This is a genomic window from Desulfitobacterium chlororespirans DSM 11544 (assembly GCF_900143285.1).
GTDB classification, from domain to species: Bacteria; Bacillota; Desulfitobacteriia; order Desulfitobacteriales; family Desulfitobacteriaceae; genus Desulfitobacterium; species Desulfitobacterium chlororespirans.
The window spans coordinates 13,676-30,678 of the sequence record NZ_FRDN01000013.1 but is presented as its reverse complement, the minus strand read 5'-3'; the positions used below and the strand labels follow the sequence as shown (position 1 = coordinate 30,678).

General features: G+C 44.9%; 16 protein-coding genes. 10 read left to right on the top strand and 6 right to left on the bottom strand.

The window, feature by feature from the left end; translation table 11 throughout:
- Window positions 1-30: 30 nt before the first annotated feature.
- The 4 genes from BUA14_RS19515 to BUA14_RS19500 all read left to right on the top strand — a co-directional run bounded on the left by BUA14_RS19515 (window position 31) and on the right by BUA14_RS19500 (window position 3,976).
- Complete coding sequence (locus BUA14_RS19515) at window positions 31-1,878, top strand: ASKHA domain-containing protein (protein WP_072774122.1); 1,848 nt, start codon at window positions 31-33, stop codon at window positions 1,876-1,878.
- Entirely contained in the window at window positions 1,875-2,501 is a 627-nt protein-coding gene (locus BUA14_RS19510; RefSeq protein WP_072774121.1) for a CobW family GTP-binding protein, read from the top strand. Before BUA14_RS19515 ends, BUA14_RS19510 begins: the two co-directional genes overlap by 4 nt.
- A complete protein-coding gene (locus tag BUA14_RS19505; RefSeq protein ID WP_072774120.1) occupies window positions 2,494-2,982 on the top strand; it encodes a hypothetical protein in 489 nt (162 codons plus the stop codon). The genes BUA14_RS19510 and BUA14_RS19505 overlap by 8 nt, the downstream gene beginning before the upstream one ends.
- A 124-nt stretch (window positions 2,983-3,106) precedes the next feature.
- Window positions 3,107-3,976, top strand: a complete 870-nt coding sequence (locus BUA14_RS19500) for an SDR family oxidoreductase (protein WP_072774119.1) — start codon at window positions 3,107-3,109, stop codon at window positions 3,974-3,976.
- Window positions 3,977-4,219: 243 nt separating this feature from the next.
- Here BUA14_RS19500 and BUA14_RS19495 read toward each other — a convergent pair whose 3' ends face one another.
- The 6 genes from BUA14_RS19495 to BUA14_RS19470 all read right to left on the bottom strand — a co-directional run bounded on the left by BUA14_RS19495 (window position 4,220) and on the right by BUA14_RS19470 (window position 11,645).
- Entirely contained in the window at window positions 4,220-4,681 is a 462-nt protein-coding gene (locus tag BUA14_RS19495; protein ID WP_072774118.1) for a MarR family winged helix-turn-helix transcriptional regulator, read from the bottom strand.
- A gap of 118 nt (window positions 4,682-4,799) precedes the next feature.
- A complete protein-coding gene (locus BUA14_RS19490; protein WP_072774117.1) occupies window positions 4,800-6,134 on the bottom strand; it encodes an MFS transporter in 1,335 nt (444 codons plus the stop codon).
- Between the two features lie 161 nt (window positions 6,135-6,295).
- Window positions 6,296-7,798 (bottom strand): SLC13 family permease, encoded by a 1,503-nt coding sequence (locus tag BUA14_RS19485; RefSeq protein WP_072774116.1) that lies wholly within the window; start codon window positions 7,796-7,798, stop codon window positions 6,296-6,298.
- Between the two features lie 108 nt (window positions 7,799-7,906).
- On the bottom strand, window positions 7,907-8,263 hold the full coding sequence (locus BUA14_RS19480) for a thioredoxin family protein (protein WP_282433384.1): 357 nt from the start codon (window positions 8,261-8,263) through the stop codon (window positions 7,907-7,909).
- Window positions 8,264-8,319: 56 nt separating this feature from the next.
- Window positions 8,320-10,200, bottom strand: coding sequence for an aryl-sulfate sulfotransferase (locus BUA14_RS19475; RefSeq protein WP_072774114.1), 1,881 nt, complete (start codon window positions 10,198-10,200; stop codon window positions 8,320-8,322).
- A 395-nt stretch (window positions 10,201-10,595) separates the two neighbouring features.
- Window positions 10,596-11,645, bottom strand: coding sequence for an alpha/beta hydrolase (locus tag BUA14_RS19470; protein WP_072774113.1), 1,050 nt, complete (start codon window positions 11,643-11,645; stop codon window positions 10,596-10,598).
- Between the two features lie 307 nt (window positions 11,646-11,952).
- Here BUA14_RS19470 and BUA14_RS19465 point away from each other — a divergent pair, with 307 nt between their 5' ends.
- The 6 genes from BUA14_RS19465 (at window position 11,953) to BUA14_RS19440 (ending at window position 16,989) form a co-directional block, all read left to right on the top strand.
- Entirely contained in the window at window positions 11,953-12,339 is a 387-nt protein-coding gene (locus BUA14_RS19465) for a CBS domain-containing protein (RefSeq protein ID WP_011459708.1), read from the top strand.
- Window positions 12,336-13,082: a nitroreductase family protein gene (locus BUA14_RS19460; RefSeq protein ID WP_072774112.1), complete on the top strand. Its 747-nt coding sequence runs from the start codon at window positions 12,336-12,338 to the stop codon at window positions 13,080-13,082. The genes BUA14_RS19465 and BUA14_RS19460 overlap by 4 nt, the downstream gene beginning before the upstream one ends.
- 205 nt (window positions 13,083-13,287) lie before the next feature.
- Window positions 13,288-14,334 carry a spermidine/putrescine ABC transporter ATP-binding protein gene (gene potA / locus BUA14_RS19455; protein WP_072774111.1) on the top strand — a complete coding sequence of 349 codons (1,047 nt, stop codon included), beginning with the start codon at window positions 13,288-13,290 and terminating at the stop codon, window positions 14,332-14,334.
- A complete protein-coding gene (locus BUA14_RS19450) occupies window positions 14,331-15,155 on the top strand; it encodes an ABC transporter permease (RefSeq protein WP_072774110.1) in 825 nt (274 codons plus the stop codon). Before potA ends, BUA14_RS19450 begins: the two co-directional genes overlap by 4 nt.
- Window positions 15,152-15,943, top strand: a complete 792-nt coding sequence (locus BUA14_RS19445; protein WP_072774109.1) for an ABC transporter permease — start codon at window positions 15,152-15,154, stop codon at window positions 15,941-15,943. The genes BUA14_RS19450 and BUA14_RS19445 overlap by 4 nt, the downstream gene beginning before the upstream one ends.
- Complete coding sequence (locus BUA14_RS19440; RefSeq protein WP_072774108.1) at window positions 15,940-16,989, top strand: ABC transporter substrate-binding protein; 1,050 nt, start codon at window positions 15,940-15,942, stop codon at window positions 16,987-16,989. The genes BUA14_RS19445 and BUA14_RS19440 overlap by 4 nt, the downstream gene beginning before the upstream one ends.
- Window positions 16,990-17,003 lie beyond the last annotated feature (14 nt).

The following is a 17,003-nucleotide window of genomic DNA, read 5'->3' as shown; positions in this document are numbered from 1 at the left end:
ACTAACCAGAGATTAAGCGAGGTTTATTCAATGGGTAAAGAAATAACATCCCAAATCATCATTGGGGGTCAAAACCTCATCGCTGTTAAAAACAGGGCCTGGACCCTTATGGATATCTTAACGGATGCAGGTGTATTTTTAGAGTCGGTCTGCGGCGGTAAAGGAACCTGCGGCAAATGCAAGGTTCGGGTTCTGAGCGGACAGGTGACGGATGGGAAGGGAAATCCTGCTGAACCTGAAAATGATGGTTCATACTTAGCCTGCCGGGTTTATCCATTAGGTCAAGTCATATTGGCTGACATCACCCAAAGAGGAGCCACGGCGAAAGGGGAAATCGGGAGAATCCATATTTCCCTTGAGGATAGGGCTCCAATACTCAGCAAGTCGGCGGTGCGACCGACCTATCCGACTTTAGCGCAAAACTACTCTCTGCAGGAAATGATCAGTAACATTAATGAGGGGCGATCGAAAGAGAAGCTGGATTTACATATCACCGCATTACGGGATATGGCTTTGTTGGCGCAGACCAGAATAGAGAGCTATACTTTGATTCACTTGGACAATCATGTGACAGCTGTGGAAGCAGGAGATACTTTTTCAGTTCTTTACGGAGTAGCCTTCGATATCGGAAGCACTACAGTGGCTGGAATACTTATGGACATGACTAGGGGGGAGGCGGTTGCAGCCGCAGCCGAAACCAATCCTCAGGCAACCTATGGCGCCGATGTCATCTCCCGTATTAAAGCGGCAGAAAAGCCGGAAGGGTTAAAACAGCTTGCCGATCTGATTCGTCATTGTCTAAATGACCTTATCCACAGGCTTTGCTTTATACGCGGGATAAGAATACAGGATATTTATCTGGTGACCATTGTGGGAAATTCAACCATGGAACACCTCCTGATGGGGATCTCACCTACCAGCCTGACTATCCCTCCCTATGTGCAAGCCTTTAAAACCATAGCACCTTTACCACCCCAGGAACTTTCCCTGGATATTAACCCGGGGGGACGGGTGATTCTTATCCCTAATATCGCCAGTTTTGTGGGGGCAGATACCACAGCGGCTATCTTGGCTATGGATCAGGATCTGACTCCCAAGCTCACCTTATTGATCGATTTAGGAACGAACGGAGAGATTGTTCTCGGCAATCGGGAGCGAATGATTGTTACCTCTACAGCTGCCGGCCCCGCTTTTGAAGGCGCCCAGCTTTCCTGCGGTATGAGGGCCACGGATGGAGCCATCGATGATATCAGCATCCAAGAGGATGTCCTGATCCGAACGATTAACGCTCAGAAGCCTGCCGGAATATGTGGATCGGGAATCATTAAAGCTCTCGCTGAAATGGTGCGCAGGGGGCTCATCACCCCCTCAGGCCGATTTGCGGAGAGCAGTCAAATGTTGCAGCTCCCGCCTGAGCTCCGGTCCAGAATAAGGGAGAAGGAAGGGCAGCGGGAATTTGTGCTGGCCTCTGCTGAAGAAAGCGCCAACGGCTCGGATATTGTCATTACTCAAGGGGATGTGCGGGAGCTTCAGCTGGTTAAATCTTCGATTTGTACAGGGTCGCAAATCTTAATGCAGGCCTTTGGCGTCAATCAGGAGGATATTGAGCAGGTTTTTATCGCCGGTGCTTTCGGCAGTTTTGTGGATTTGGACAGCGCCTTGGCTATTGGCTTGATCCCTATACAAGAACGAAACAAAATCCGCTCCGTGGGCAATGCGGCCGGAGAAGGGGCTGCCAGGGCTTTGCTTTCACACAAGCATATCCAACGCTGCCAGGCCATTGCTGAGAAAGCAGAGTTTGTCGAGTTGGCTAATCATCCTCAGTTTCAAAAGAGCTTTATTAATAATCTGGCATTTCCAAAAGGAGGTATAACATGAACGTTCTACTCTTTGGCGGCTTTTTGGGCGCGGGTAAGACCTCCTTGATTCTCTCTGCGGCCAGGTTCCTGGTGGAGAATAATCTAACCGCGCAAGCAACCCACCCGGCCAACCCTTCATTAATTATTATCGAAAATGAAGTGGGCGAGACCGGCATTGATGATAAAATCCTCAAAGCCAATGGGCTGATAGTTCGGGATCTTTTCTCCGGTTGTATTTGCTGCACATTGACCTCTGAACTGACCGTGACCTTAAATGAGCTTTATGAAACCTATGATCCCCAGTGGGTGATCGTGGAGGCCACAGGAATGGCTTATCCTCATCGAATCGCGGAAACCATTCACACCTATGGCAAGGGGGTCGCAAGCCTGAAGATCATGATCGTCGCCGATGCTGAACGTTGGGAAGAACTGATGGAGGTCGTCCCCGGCCTTGTTGAAGGTCAGATCGCTAAGGCGGATCTGATTTTTCTCAATAAGATCGACTGTATGCACCATGAGGCCGTGGCCGAAATAGAAAAAAACCTCCATCATCTTAATCCTGCCGCACAAATTCATTGTGTATCAGCCTTTAGGGGAATTAACCCGGAAATCTGGCGTGAGGCGGTGTGGAGAAATGAGTGAGCAAAAGAACCCGCATCACCGGCATGGTCATGAGTGTGAATGCGAAAGCTGTCATGGGCCTGAACACCGGCATGAAAACACGCCGCAAAGGGTCCATGCTGCCCTTAATGAAGAACCTAAGATTTTCTCGGAAAGCTATGAATTAACCTTTAAACAGGAAAGCAGCACCCTCCCTGTGCAGGAAGCTTTGCTCCGTTGGGGCGATGAGATCCTCCGCTGGGTGAAGGATAACCATGGTTTTGTAGGGCATATCAAAGGGTTTGGCGAAGGAACAGAGCATTTTTGGTTTTCTTCTACGGGAAAAGCCATCAATACAAAATCATCTTCCGGCTGGAGCGAGGGAATGGACAAAAAGTTCACCATCAATGCTACCGCCATAATATTCGGTACTCCTAAAGAAGAGCTTGCTGAATACGCAAGGCAGTGTTTAGAAGACTCCATCGCGAATAAATGTCCGGATTCAACACTGGTCAGAAAATAACTGAGAGAAAAGCCTAAGTCTTGATTACAGCCATTCCTGGAGAATTGATATCACCCTTACAGGGCAACATTATAATAGTTTTTGAAGTTTTTGTTGTCCCTGAAAAATCGAAGGAGTGATAGCTATGAGTGAAACCAAAATTCCTCAACCTACTTTTCCTGCCCAGCACCAGGATAAGCAGCCCGGCCTGGAAACCTTAATGAATCCCAGTCCCATCTTCGAGGACCTGAACTATCGGCCCAGCGGCAAGTTACAGGGGAAAGTCGCCTTGATCAGCGGCGGAGACAGTGGCATCGGGAAAGCGGTAGCCATTCTCTATGCCAAGGAAGGTGCCGATATTGCCATCGTTTATCTTGATGAACAGGTTGATGCCCAGGCAACCAAGGAGAGAATTGAGCAGCTGGGGAGACGCTGCCTGCTGATCCCAGGGGATATTGGCGAGGAAAATTTCAGCAATCAAACTGTGCAAAAAACCCTGGATACCTTGGGAAGATTGGATATCCTCGTGAACAATGCAGCGGAACAGCACCCCCAGAATTCTCTTCTCGATATTACCGCCCAACAAATTGAGCAAACCTTTCGCACCAATATTTTCGGCATGCTGTATCTGACCAAGGCAGCACTTCCTCATCTAAGATACGGCTCCGTGATTATCAATACAGCTTCGATTACAGCTTATAAAGGGGATGCCAAACTTATCGACTACTCCGCATCCAAAGGAGCAGTCGTGGCTTTCACACGTTCTCTTTCCGAATCACTGCTCAAACAGGGCATCCGTGTCAACGGCGTAGCACCCGGCCCTATCTGGACACCGCTGATTCCGGCATCTTTCGACGCCAATGAGGTTTCCACCTTTGGCAGCACTACTCCCATGCAGCGGGCCGGACAGCCGGTGGAATTAGCTCCGGCCTATTTGTACCTTGCCTGTGAAGGGTCGGCCTATATGTCGGGGCAGATGCTTCATGTTAATGGGGGGACCATAGTCAACGGCTGATGAGTATTTAGACTATGACAATAAAACCAGATCCGGCGGTAATTTATTAGAGCAATCTCAAAAAGCTATGCTTGAGATTGCTCTTCTTAGTTTAAAGAGACGGGCTTGGATAAGTACAGCGAGAATAAAGAGATTAAATATCACATTACAGATTCTCAATAAATAGTTTAAAAATGGCGACTACTTATCAGATAGTCGCCATTTTTAAACTATTTGCTCTTGTCACTTCAATGTACATCAAGTTCAGCGCTTAGCCGCCAGATTTTTTTCTTGTTCCTCAAAATAATCAGTCACATTAGACAAGATTTGTTCCATTAGTTTAAATAATTGTTTCCTTTGATTCTCGGAAAGATTACCTAACATGACTTCGTTCCAATTTGAGAAGATACTCTCTAGATCTTCCCGAACTTCTTCTGCTTTTGGTGTTGTATAAATTCTTTGCGCTCGCCGATCCTCCTCACTGACGATCCGGTAAATATAACCTTCTTGTTCCAGTTTTTGAAGAGCCCGTGTAGTTGTTACCTTATCCAATCTTACTTTTTTGGAAAGCTCATCTTGAATTATGCCGTTGTTATCGTATAGATTCAATAGAAAAATATAGTATCTTTGACTGCCGTTTAAATTATATTTCTCTAATAATGGGTTGAAAAATGTTTGCCCATAACGATGAATGGTTGATATATATTTTCCTAAGTGTTTAACCATGAGTGCCCTCCATTAAATCCTTAGATATGCAAAAATATTACATTTAACATATTATATAATCTAGTATAAGCTTTTTATATAGCAGAAGGCAAACAAATCATAAAATGCCTTTTTAATCTTATTTATGAATTTTTTTTATATATTTTTCATTGGCCTTAAATACATGTTCTTCAAAGGTTTCGGACTTCATTTTTGCGTAAATGAGCATACAGGTCATAGAAAGAATTGCATATATACCAATCGGCAGGCAGCCTCTGCTCCAATCAAAGATGGGGGCATCCGGAGTACCGCCAACTTGGACGATATAACCCATTATCGGGGTCCCCAGCATATTGGCAAGGCTCTTAAAAGCTTGTAAAATTCCCATACCTAAGGGGATGGTCGCTCTCTTCGGCATGGTAAGAGGAACAGCCGCCCAGACACAACCGGCGGTAAAACCTGTGGCAAGACCACAAAGGATTAAGTAAGGGGTTATATAATTTTGCGGTATGAGGAAGCACCAGGGATAAATAACGAGTTCAATCACAGCACAAAGGATAAGCATGATATTGCGCTGTCTTATCGTTTTGAATTTCACCAACAGCAGACCACAGATTAAACTGGCAGGAATACTTGTCACATATCCTAAGCTTGATAAACTTCCGGCAGTTGCCGGGCTCATACCGTAAGCTTCCCGAAAAAAAGTCGGAGCCCAGGTCAGAAAACTCAAACTGGTCAGCATTAAGAAACAAAACCCGGCGGCTAATACCCATACTCTTTTCACCTTAAAGCCATCGGTTAATTTAACCTTAATAGGTGCATTGAGCGGCTTGTTTATAGGACGGGAAGGGGAACCAATCACATCTTGAGGTCGTGGCTTAGTGACGATAAAAGCAACAAGCAAAAAAGCTATTAAAGCCATAATACCGCCAAACCACCACATGTTATGCCAATTTAAAGTTCCGCCACTAAATCGTGTCGCAATGGGTACAGCTACATTATAGGCAGTAAACGAACCGGTGGCATACCAAATATTCCAGATTCCCATGGGCAGGCCTGATTTCTCACGGTTGAAATACATAGCAATAACAGAGGGACCAACGACTCCCATCAATGCTACACCGGTACCTTCAATAACACGGCTCAACAAGAGTACAATAAACTCATTGGTAGTAGCACCAATGGTAACACCAAGCATTGTTGCGCCCAGGGCGAGCATGCCGGTTACTTTTGGCCCCACTCCCCGGAGAATGAAGGCGGCCGGAATAGCAAGAATTAAACCTGCTAGAGCAAAGACCGAGGTTAGCCATCCCACCGCACCGGCATCAACCTGAAATACTGACATTAAATCCCTTTGAATAGGAGGGACTTTGAACTGGTTCATCATGACAACGATACCTGCGAAAGTGACTGCCAGGCATACCAGCCATCCCCTTACAGTACCTATAGGTTGTTTTTTAATGTCTTCAGACATAATTTTGCCTCCTTATACTATTTTTTGTCCTGTATGATTACCGCAGCGCAAAACTAAGCACGTAGGGTTAAAGTTTGAGTAAAGGAAGACCCCCTATAGCAAGGGGGTCGAAACAATATTTTTCAGAATAGGCACCAATAAACCTCTATGTTATAAAGATATTAAGCAAAAATCAATTTAGCAAGGGGATAGCCAATGAGCATATAGAGTATTAACGCTGCAATGATAATTGGCAATGCATAACGCACAATGTCTACATAACTTATATCCTTTCGTCCGTGCAACATTCCCGCATGAGCGGTTACTCCCGGGGTCATCATGGACATAAAGACCATCATAATTAGAGTCATAGATATGGGCACCGCACCCCCAGCCCAATGAGAAGCGAAAACATTAAGAATAGGAAGTAAAACCAGTACCATGGCAAGCTGATTGGTCAGATTGCATAATAGGATAGCGGCAGTTAAGAAAATCGCAACAAATACGAACTCGGAATGTCCCCCTAAAATAGGTTGCAGTATTTCTTTTATTAACAGCTTAAAACCTGTTTCGTCGCTCGTTAATATACCGGAAACATACACAGCAGCTGCAATCAAGAAGATTACATCCCAATGGAGTGACTTAGCTGCTACTTCTTGGAATTGTAAAGCCGGTTTGCCATCCTTCATGTGAATCAAAGTCATAGCGGCGACAAGAAACATTGTTACACCTAAGAATCCCATGCTTTTTAATATATCGACACCAGGTATCCAACTGGGCAAATACTCAGGCACTACCAAGACAAAGATAAAAATGACAATGGTAGCCATGAACAATTTTTGTCTCTGGTTCATCGGCGGCAGAGGATCAGCATTAAATTGATCAACTGTTACATTCTTTAATTTGGTCAGGTCAATTCGATAAACAAACTTAACAAATAATAAGAATACTGAGAATAAGAGTATGGCCATGATAATGCTAAATACCATATATCCAAGAACGTTTAAGTTTTCACCGATTATTTTTTGGTAAGCACTGATCATAACCATTTGAGAGCCTTTATAAGGAATCAACGGCTGACCTATAAGGGCCGTTATATAAGTTCCTACGATCATAAATTTATAGAGTTTCTCATTCTCTTCAACTTGTAAATTCTTTAGAAGCTCCACAGTAATTCCCCAAAGAAGAAACATGCTTGCAATAGGTGAAGTTAGGGCGCATATGGTATAACAAGCCAGAAAATACATTGTGAGAAAAACATAAGGTCGATTGTTAATAATCGGTCTTGTCAAAAACCAACGGGCAATATACTTCGTGCAGCCATAGTATCCCACGGCTCCAAAAAGAACCATCGCTAAGGCAGCTCCCATTACGGTATGGTAACCAAAAGCATTCAGCCCGACTGCCTGCATTCCGGCATAGCCAGGTCCGGCGAAGCCGGATATACCAATGAGCGCAAGACCCAGCAGACTGGGCCATGTTCTGCTGACCGTTGTCCATAAATAAATTAAACCGATAAAAATACCGACAATTGTCATACCAATCTTGGTAATAGGATGTATTGGTGGAAGTAGGGGAAATAACAACATAAAGGCTAAGCCAATTGCAGTATGAATGTAGGTTTTCATATTGCTGACTTTTGGTGATTCGGTTTGCTGGTTTTTGCTTAATGAAGCGTTTGCCATATTAACCAATCCTTCCTTTTTAATAAAGGTTTCTTAACCCGGATTGAATACGATTTTGAGTATAAGTTATTAAACTTAAGTTCCCTTGATTATCCACAGGTACTATATTTAGGATTCTGTGATATCGGCAATTCTCTCTGCAAGCTGTTCTTCTTCAACAGAGCCGGTTAACTTGCCTTGGTATTCTCCATCTTTAAAGAAAAGGATCTGAGGAACACCTTTCAGGGAAAACCCTTGGTATAAGGATTTATTTGCTTCCACATCAACATAATAGAAACCGAATTTTCCTGAATAGTTTGGTTGTAACTCTTCTAAGATTGGCAAAACGTTTTGGCATACGTGACATGCTTTTCGAGAGAAAATTACAAGGCAAGGTTCTCCAATATCGTAAACAACTTCGTTGAAGCGATTTTCGTCTAGCTTCGCCAAGGACATCTTTTCCACTCCTTTAACTATCAGCGCTATTGAGGGCGGTTTTTTTATGACCGCCCAATAGCTTGTGTCGTTTCGTCAATGGTTTTTTAGGCGCTAATGGTCACACCCGTTTCGTAAATTTTATCTTCGGCAACCATCTTTACTTGGTATTTCCCGGATAGCCCGGTTTTGGTAACGAAAGTGTCTACGTTGCGGGGATCGGATTTCTGGAAGGTTCCCACGCACATGGCTCCATAAGCCTGAGCCACCGTATTGATGGGATACCTTAAGATTTCACCGGATTCACTTACGAGGAGCAATTGGGCAGTTTCTCCGCTTTCATAAATTGCATTTAAGCAGAAACGGTCTTCTTCTTCAATGATCTTCGCCTGATAATGCTCCGGTATGAACTCCTTTGTTTCTACGGCTTTAATTTTCATCCGGGTTGTTTGTATTTCCACGAATTGTCCAAGTCGCTGCCCCTCACACAATTCGGCAACTTCGTTGGCATAATAAATCGGCAATTTTTCTGCACGGTAAAAGTTGGCGGGAACTTGCAGTTCATAGACCAGCTCATCATTGACAAGCTCGCAGGTGATGGAATTAAGGGTATACACATTATCCTTAAACTTGGGGTTCTTGGACTTGCCCACCGCTAAACCTTCGCAGGGCTTTCCGTTCTCATAGCCGATACCGCCTGAGTGGACCATATAGTGACCTTCGTCATAATATTCAACATTGCAGATGAAGGGGGAGAAAAAGTCTGCCCCACGCTCTTTACCATACTGCCAAATCTGCTGAATTCTCATCTTTTCAGTGTCAATCCGATAACGAACCCCGCGTGAGAAGTTGTCTTTATTCAGACGATAATTCTCCTTGTTTTTCGATCGATAATGTCCATTATCGAAAACCATGATGTCGCCATCCGGCAAGACGACACAACCATGTTGCTCATACTGCCAGTCAAACTCGCCGTCACCTGCGGGGGTAAAGAAGTATTTATCCACCAGTTCCTGGGGCCAGCCCTCTGGGTCACCAATCATCCAGTTGAGCCCGCCCGTTTCATAGTCTATGTTGATAATGACATCCTGGTGGCGACCGGAAAGGGTCAGGCTATTGGTCATGCTATCATACCAAACCGCGTTGTTATGGAACCAATCATGTGCCGTCTGAGTGCCTGATCCGGCTACATCCTGAGGAAGGATGTTTTTAAAATCCCATTTTTTCAAAATGTCACCGGAATGGGGATCAATCAATACACAGACATCTTCAACCGTGTCCGCATGGAAATCCTGGGTAAGGACCAAGATGTTGCCGTCATCCATGACAAACTGGTCGTGATGATAGCCGCCAGGCAGGATAAATTCCTTGAAAATCTTTCCACTGAAAGCCATCTCATACAAGCCTGATGTGTGATAAGGTACTTTTACCAAACGACCGGTACCAATAAGGAGATGTCCGTTAGGCATACGTTTTAAATCGAAGCATACGTTTAAAGAGCAATACCAGCGTACCTCTCCGGCATAATCGTAGCCAACAGTCAGAGATGCCATAGAAGGCGAAAGGAACATCAAATTATTGCCCATATATTCAGACGTTGTTTTTATTGAAGAAGGAATAGCAACACTTTTGGGTAAAGGTTCTGTTTGTATGGTTATTGTATTTGAGCTGGAGGTGGAGAGGGTAATTTTTATAGTATTCTCATAACCCCCATATAGACCATAGACTGGGAGAATATGTCTTGTCGCGGCAGGAAAAGTATGTTGAATGTCACCGGGATGTTCCTTCCCTTTTACAATGATTTTTGCTTCGCAGGCAATAGGGGTGTTAAATAAAATCATAGCAGTCAGTGGGGCAACTTCATATGGATTCAATATAACCAAAGGATTTTCCAGTGAATAATTGCCTGCTTCAAACTTTTCCATGAAGGCTTTTTCAAGTTCATTTTGCTTCGTTATAATGTGAGGGCAATACTCGTAGTTAACCAACTTTCTCAACTCCTTAACGCTTTTTGGTTCACTTGTTCGAACTTGAGTGGTGCTGGGAAACAGTTTTTTAATTTGTGGAAAAATACATATGATGTTACAATCCTGCAGAGAAAGTAACCTTTAATAGACCTTGTGCGCACATTCATATTATAAGTGAATATTGTTACACTTGCAACAATATTAGTTACTTATGTAACAATTATTTTAAAGGTGAAAAAAATGGTCAATAGATCGCTCGCTATGTCTTTCAAGAAGAACCGGAATTGCCCCATGCATTATTAGTGATTTGGAGCGAGACCGGCATGAGTGTATAACAAAAAGAGGGATGGATTCCGGTTTGGAAAACATCCCTTTCATCGCAATGAACAAAATTTTATCACTGAAAGAAGTCTCGTTCAATCCAGGGGAGAATGCCCCATAAACAAGCTTATGAAGTCTTCAACAATCGCTTCATAAGCAGACCGATCTGTGTAAAAAGCCATCCCGTGACTGGAGTTCTCAGCTAAATAGAGCTTCTTTTCTGCTTGACAGGCCTCGTACAGCTGCAGGGCCATTTCCACAGGTACAAAATCATCGAGAGCCCCGTGAATAAAAAGCATGGGGGTATGGTTTTTTTCCAGCTGCTTTAAGGAGGAGGCTTCAGAAAAGCTATACCCCGCCTTAATCTCTGTGAGCAGGCTGACAGCCGGCAGCAGAGGAAAGGCAGGAAGATTGTACAGGCGCTTAAGCTGGTAAGCAAGTTCATCCCGAACTGAGGTATAACCACTGTCTTCCACAATAACTTTCACTTGTTCAGGGAGGTTTTCACCGCTGACCATCATTACCGTAGCTCCCCCCATGGACAGACCATGCAGGGTGATTTGAGCGTCAGGTCCCACCTTGTCGGTGATTTCCTGAATCCAGAGCAGATAATCCAGGCGATCCGGCCAGCCAAACCCGGTGTAGCTCCCTTCACTGATACCATGGCCTCTGGCATCGGGAAGCAAGACATTATAACCCAGTTTCTCTCCATAGAATCTGGCGAATTCCCCCATTTCCAGAGCCTGACTGCTGTAGCCATGGGCTAAAATAACTGTTCTGGTAGTCGGTATCCTGGCGGGAAGGTAATAGCCCATCAGCTTCAGCTCATCCCCGGAGGTAACAGTCCAGAGCTGATAAGGCTGGCTTTCAATCCAGCTGGGAAGAGTCTGCCCAGTTAGGGAGGAATTCTCAGCATAAGCAGGCTCTGGGGAAGCGGGGCTGATGGCCATGGCCATCACCGGGAAGGTGTGCATCTCATTGTTTTCCATAGATACGGGGGTCAGTTTTGTGTTTTGGGACCAAGGGGCCTGGGGCTTTCGTTCAATGACCATTTGATAGAAATAAAAACTGAATGATGCCAGGAGCAAAAAAATGAGTGCAGCAATAGTTCCAAGTCCAAGCGCGACTTTTTTTACAGTCATCATTCATCCCTTCCTTGTCCCTATTTTAACAACAAACAATCTTGAATTTCAATGGAAGTTGTAGGCAGGAGGTGCTTGGTGTCAGCTTATGTCTAAGCCATAACGATTGTGATTGCATCCCCTAAAGATATTTCTTGTCATATTAGAGTTAATTGTTTTAGTAAAACAAATATTTTTAATGATAAGTAAAGGAAAGAATGAACTTAAATCGAATTATTACTGTACTACATTAACTGAAGAACTTTATGAGCAGCGACCGGAAGCTGCTCATATGGTGAATAGAGCTGGATATTAAGGAGGCGTTGAGAATATGAAAATCGGAGCAGTTATGGCCAAAGAATTTGTTACGGTCAGGGAGACAGACCCGATCGAGAATGTGTTGAAAATAATGACCGAAAAGAAAGTCAATGGGTTGCCTGTGGTTAACGAGCAGCACTTGCTGATCGGCATGGTTGTCAAAGCAGATATTTTCCGCTTTATGATTCAGCCCGGGCATATTGAGTCTTGTCCTGTGGATTGGGTTATGGCTAAAGATGTGGTTTCAGTTCATCCGGATGAGAGTGTACAGGAAGCTGCCGGCAAGCTTTTAAGCAATCATATCGCTGCTATGCCGGTTGTTGAAAACGGCAAAGTGGTAGGTGTCGTCAGCGTTGAAGACCTGCTGAAATATTACTCCACAGGGAAGGAACAGCCATGAATGAAGTCCTGAACCAGATCAATAACAGAAAATCCGTCAGAGTCTTTGCAGAGAGGCCTATTGAGGGAGCAACTAAGAAGGAGATCCTCCAAGCCGCCTTGGCCGCCCCCACTGCGGGAGCAATGATGCTTTACAGCATACTGGATATTACGGACCAGGCTCTTAAAGATAAGCTGGCCGTGCTTTGTGATAACCAGCCCTTTATTGCCAAGGCACCCTTGGTCCTCATTTTTCTTGCGGATTATCAGCGCTGGTATGATGCCTATTGTTATGCGGACTGCAAGCCGCGACAGCCGGGGGAAGGGGATATTCTGCTGGCCTGTGCCGATGCCCTGATCGCTGCGCAAAACACTGTGGTGGCTGCTGAATCCTTAGGGATAGGGTCTTGTTATATCGGGGATATTCTTGAGAACTATGCAGCGGTTCGCGATGTATTGGAACTACCTGATTATGTACTGCCTGCGGCGATGCTGGTCTACGGTTATCCTACAGAATCCCAGCGGAACAGGAAAAAACCTGCCCGCTTTGACGAGCAGTACCTGGTCTTTGCCAACAGATACCACAGGCTCAGCCAGGAAGAGCATGAAGAAATGCACCGCACGCGTCATGAAAAATCCGGGTTGAGCGGGAAAGATGTCTGTGAAAGCACCAAGGCTTATTGCGACCGTAAATATATGTCGGACTTCTCCCTGGAGATGAACCGCTCAGCGGCCGAGTATCTGAAGAACTTTAGATCAAAATAACGACAAGGCAGAACATGCCAAAGAACCGTTTACAAGTCTCCGGGCTGTAGACGGTTCTTTGCCGAAGGAATAAGAAAAATGCCGATTTATTTTTATTTTTCTTGGAGAATTATTGACGTTATTCTGTTAAAATGTAAAATAGACATTGTTATGTTTTTAATAACTGCCGGTTTTCGACAACCGGCTTGGTTTGAGGAGGTCAGGCATGAGCGAAGAGATCATCAGGCTTGTCAACGTGACGAAAGAGTACGATGGGGTACAAGTCCTGGATAACATAAATTTATATATTTTGCGCAATGAGTTTATAACCCTTCTTGGACCGAGCGGTTGCGGAAAGACCACAACCCTTCGAATCATTGGAGGGTTTGAAAATGTTACCGGTGGGGATATCCTCTTTGAGGGCAAAAAGATCAATGATGTTCCGCCTTATAAGCGGAAAGTCAATACGGTTTTTCAACAGTATGCTTTGTTTCCCCATATGAATGTTTTCGAGAATATTGCCTTTGGTCTGCGGATTAAGAAGGTTGACAATAAGGCCATTTACGCGAAGGTGCTTCAGGTTATGGAGCTGATGAACCTCAAGGGTTTCGAAAAAAGAAATATTGATTCCTTAAGCGGAGGACAACGGCAAAGGGTAGCCATTGCCAGAGCTATCGTCAATGAACCGGAGGTTCTGTTATTGGATGAGCCTTTGGCCGCTTTGGATTTGAAATTGCGTAAAGAGATGCAGCTGGAGCTGAAACGAATTCAGCAGCGCCTGGGGATCACCTTTATCTTTGTTACCCATGATCAGGAAGAAGCCCTGACCATGTCCGATACCGTGGTGGTGATGAATGAAGGGAGAATCCAGCAGATTGGCTCTCCCATTGATATTTATAACGAACCGAAGAATGTTTTCGTGGCCGACTTTATCGGGGAAAGCAATATAATGGACGGGATCATGCTCCAGGACTTCCTGGTCCATTTCCAAGGCCGCCGCTTTGAATGTCTGGATAAGGGGTTCAGCGCCAACGAAGATGTGGATGTGGTCATCCGTCCCGAAGATTTGAAGCTGGTACCGGCAGAGGAAGGGATGCTCACCGGTAAGGTTCAATCCGTGGTCTTTAAGGGTGTTCATTATGAAATGATGATTCAGAGCAGCGAGTTTTGCTGGATGGTGCACAGCACACAGATGGAGGAAGTGGGGAATGAGGTCGGACTCAGGATCCTCCCCAATGATATTCACATTATGAAGAAGGTGAGAGGGGATTGAAAAAAAAATTACTGACCGCTCCCTATCTGTTGTGGATGCTGATCTTCACCATTGTCCCGCTGATTTTGGTGGTTTATTTCAGTCTGTTTGAAAGCGGTCCCGAGGGGATTCGCTTTACAACAGTGCATCTGGAAAGGGTTTTTGAACCCATCTATCTTAAGGTTATTTTGCGTTCGGTTTGGCTCGCTCTGATCAGCACGGTGTTTTGCTTGCTGCTGGGGTATCCGATGGCGATGATTCTGGCCTCCAAGGGCCTGAAAAGAAGAGACTTTTTAATCGTTCTTTTTGTTTTGCCCATGTGGATGAATTTTCTGGCCCGAACCTACGCCTGGATGACTCTTTTGGAAAATAAGGGCATCATTAATCAGTTTTTGGCCGCCTTGAGCTTGCCGGCTTTAAATATCCTCTACACAGATAAAGCGGTGATCTTGGGCATGGTCTATAATTTTCTCCCCTTTATGGTATTGCCTATTTATTCCGTCCTACAAAAAATCGACCACTCCCTGATCGAAGCGGCGGAGGATTTAGGGGCTACCCCTTATAAGACTTTCTTTAAAGTGACCTTTCCTTTAAGTCTGTCCGGTGTGGCCTCAGGTATTATCATGGTCTTTATGCCGGCTGTGACGACCTTCGTCATCTCCAGGCTGTTAGGGGGCGGTCAATATATGCTGATCGGCAATTTGATCGAACAGCAATTCCTCACCACCGGAGACTGGGGCTTCGGCTCATCCTTATCCCTGATTCTCATGATCTTACTGCTCCTGACTATGGGGATTATGTCCAAGACGGACAAAGATCAGGAAGGGGGTAGATTCTGGTGAAGTCTTTCTTGATGAAAAGCTATACCTTGCTGATTTTTTTCTTTCTTTATGCCCCGATCCTGATCCTGATGATCTTTTCTTTTAACGATTCCAAGTCCCGGGGGAACTGGGATGGGTTCACCTTAAGGTGGTACAGTGAGCTTTTTCAGGATGGGCAGATTGCCTCTGCACTTTATTACACTTTAGTGGTAGCCATTCTTGCCTCTCTGATCGCTACGCTCATCGGCACCCTGGCGGCTATCGGCATCAACAATATGCATGGGTTCCCCAAGGCCATGACCTTAAATGTAACCTATTTGCCGATGCTCAGTCCGGATATCGTCATGGGCATATCCTTGATGCTGCTCTTCATTTTTATTAAGTTCAAACTGGGTTTTATGACCATGCTTTTTGCTCATATCACTTTTAATTTGCCTTTTGTGATCTTTTCGGTATTGCCGAAACTGCGCCAACTAAGTGACGATACTTACGATGCGGCCCTGGATTTGGGAGCCACTCCTTTTGAGGCCTACAAAAAGGTCATCCTGCCTCAGATTTCGCCGGGGATTGTCACCGGCTTTCTGCTGGCCTTTACCATGTCCATCGACGATTTTGTCGTGAGCTTTTTCACCACGGGGTCCGGGGTATCCAATCTGGCGATCACCATTTACTCCATGGCCCGTCGGGGAATTAACCCCAAAATTAACGCGTTGCTTACCTTGATGTTTATTTTTATTATGATCATTTTGGTCTTTGTAAATTATCGGATGGCCAAGGATAAATCCAATGAAAAGAGGGAGATGTATTGAAAAAATCGGTGCTGAAAAAAGCGGGGGCGGTCGTGCTCCTGGTCGCTATGCTTGTAGGACTTGCCGGCTGCGGCGGGTCGGATCAGGCTAAGCTTTATGTCTACAACTGGGGAGACTACATTGATGAATCGGTCCTGGCTGAGTTTGAGAAAGCCAATAATGTGGATGTCATCTACGAACAGTTCGCCACCAACGAAGAAATGTATGTTAAGATTAAAGCAGGCACAGCCAAGTATGATGTGGCCATCCCTTCGGATTATATGATCACCAAAATGATCCATGAAGGGCTGCTCCATACCATTAATATGAAGGCGATTCCTAATTACGCCAAAATTGATGATCGCTTCAAGAATCTGGCCTTTGATCCTAATAATGAATACACGGTTCCTTATATGTGGGGCACCGTTGGGATCATTTACAACAAGACCATGGTGGATGGCGTGGTGGACAGCTGGGATGTTTTATGGGATAAAAAATACGCCAAGCAGATCCTGATGCTGGACAGCCAACGGGATTCCATTGCCGTGGCTTTGAAAAAACTGGGCTACTCTTTGAACAGCCGGGATGAAAAAGAGCTGGAAGAAGCCAAACAATTGCTGATCCAGCAGAAGCCTTTGCTGATGGCTTATGTAGGGGACGAAGTAAAGGATAAGATGATCGGCAATGAAGCGGCCATGGCTGTGGTATGGTCAGGGGATGCGGTCTTCATGAAAGGTGAAAACCCGGATCTGGAGTACGTCATTCCGAAAGAAGGCAGCAATATCTGGTATGATGCTATGGTTATCCCTAAAACCAGTCAAAACAAAGAAATGGCGGAGAAGTTTATTGATTTTATGTGCAGCACAGATGTAGCGTACAAAAACGCTGATTACATCGGCTATTCCACGCCCCAAAAAGAAGTCAGGGCCATGCTTCCTGATGATTTGACTTCCGATCCGGCCTATTATCCAGCTGAAGGTGAATTAAAAGGTTCGGAAGTTTTTGAAGATCTCTCCGATGTTTTACCAATTTATGATAGAATATGGACAGAGGTAAAATCACAATAAAGCGAAAAGCTTGA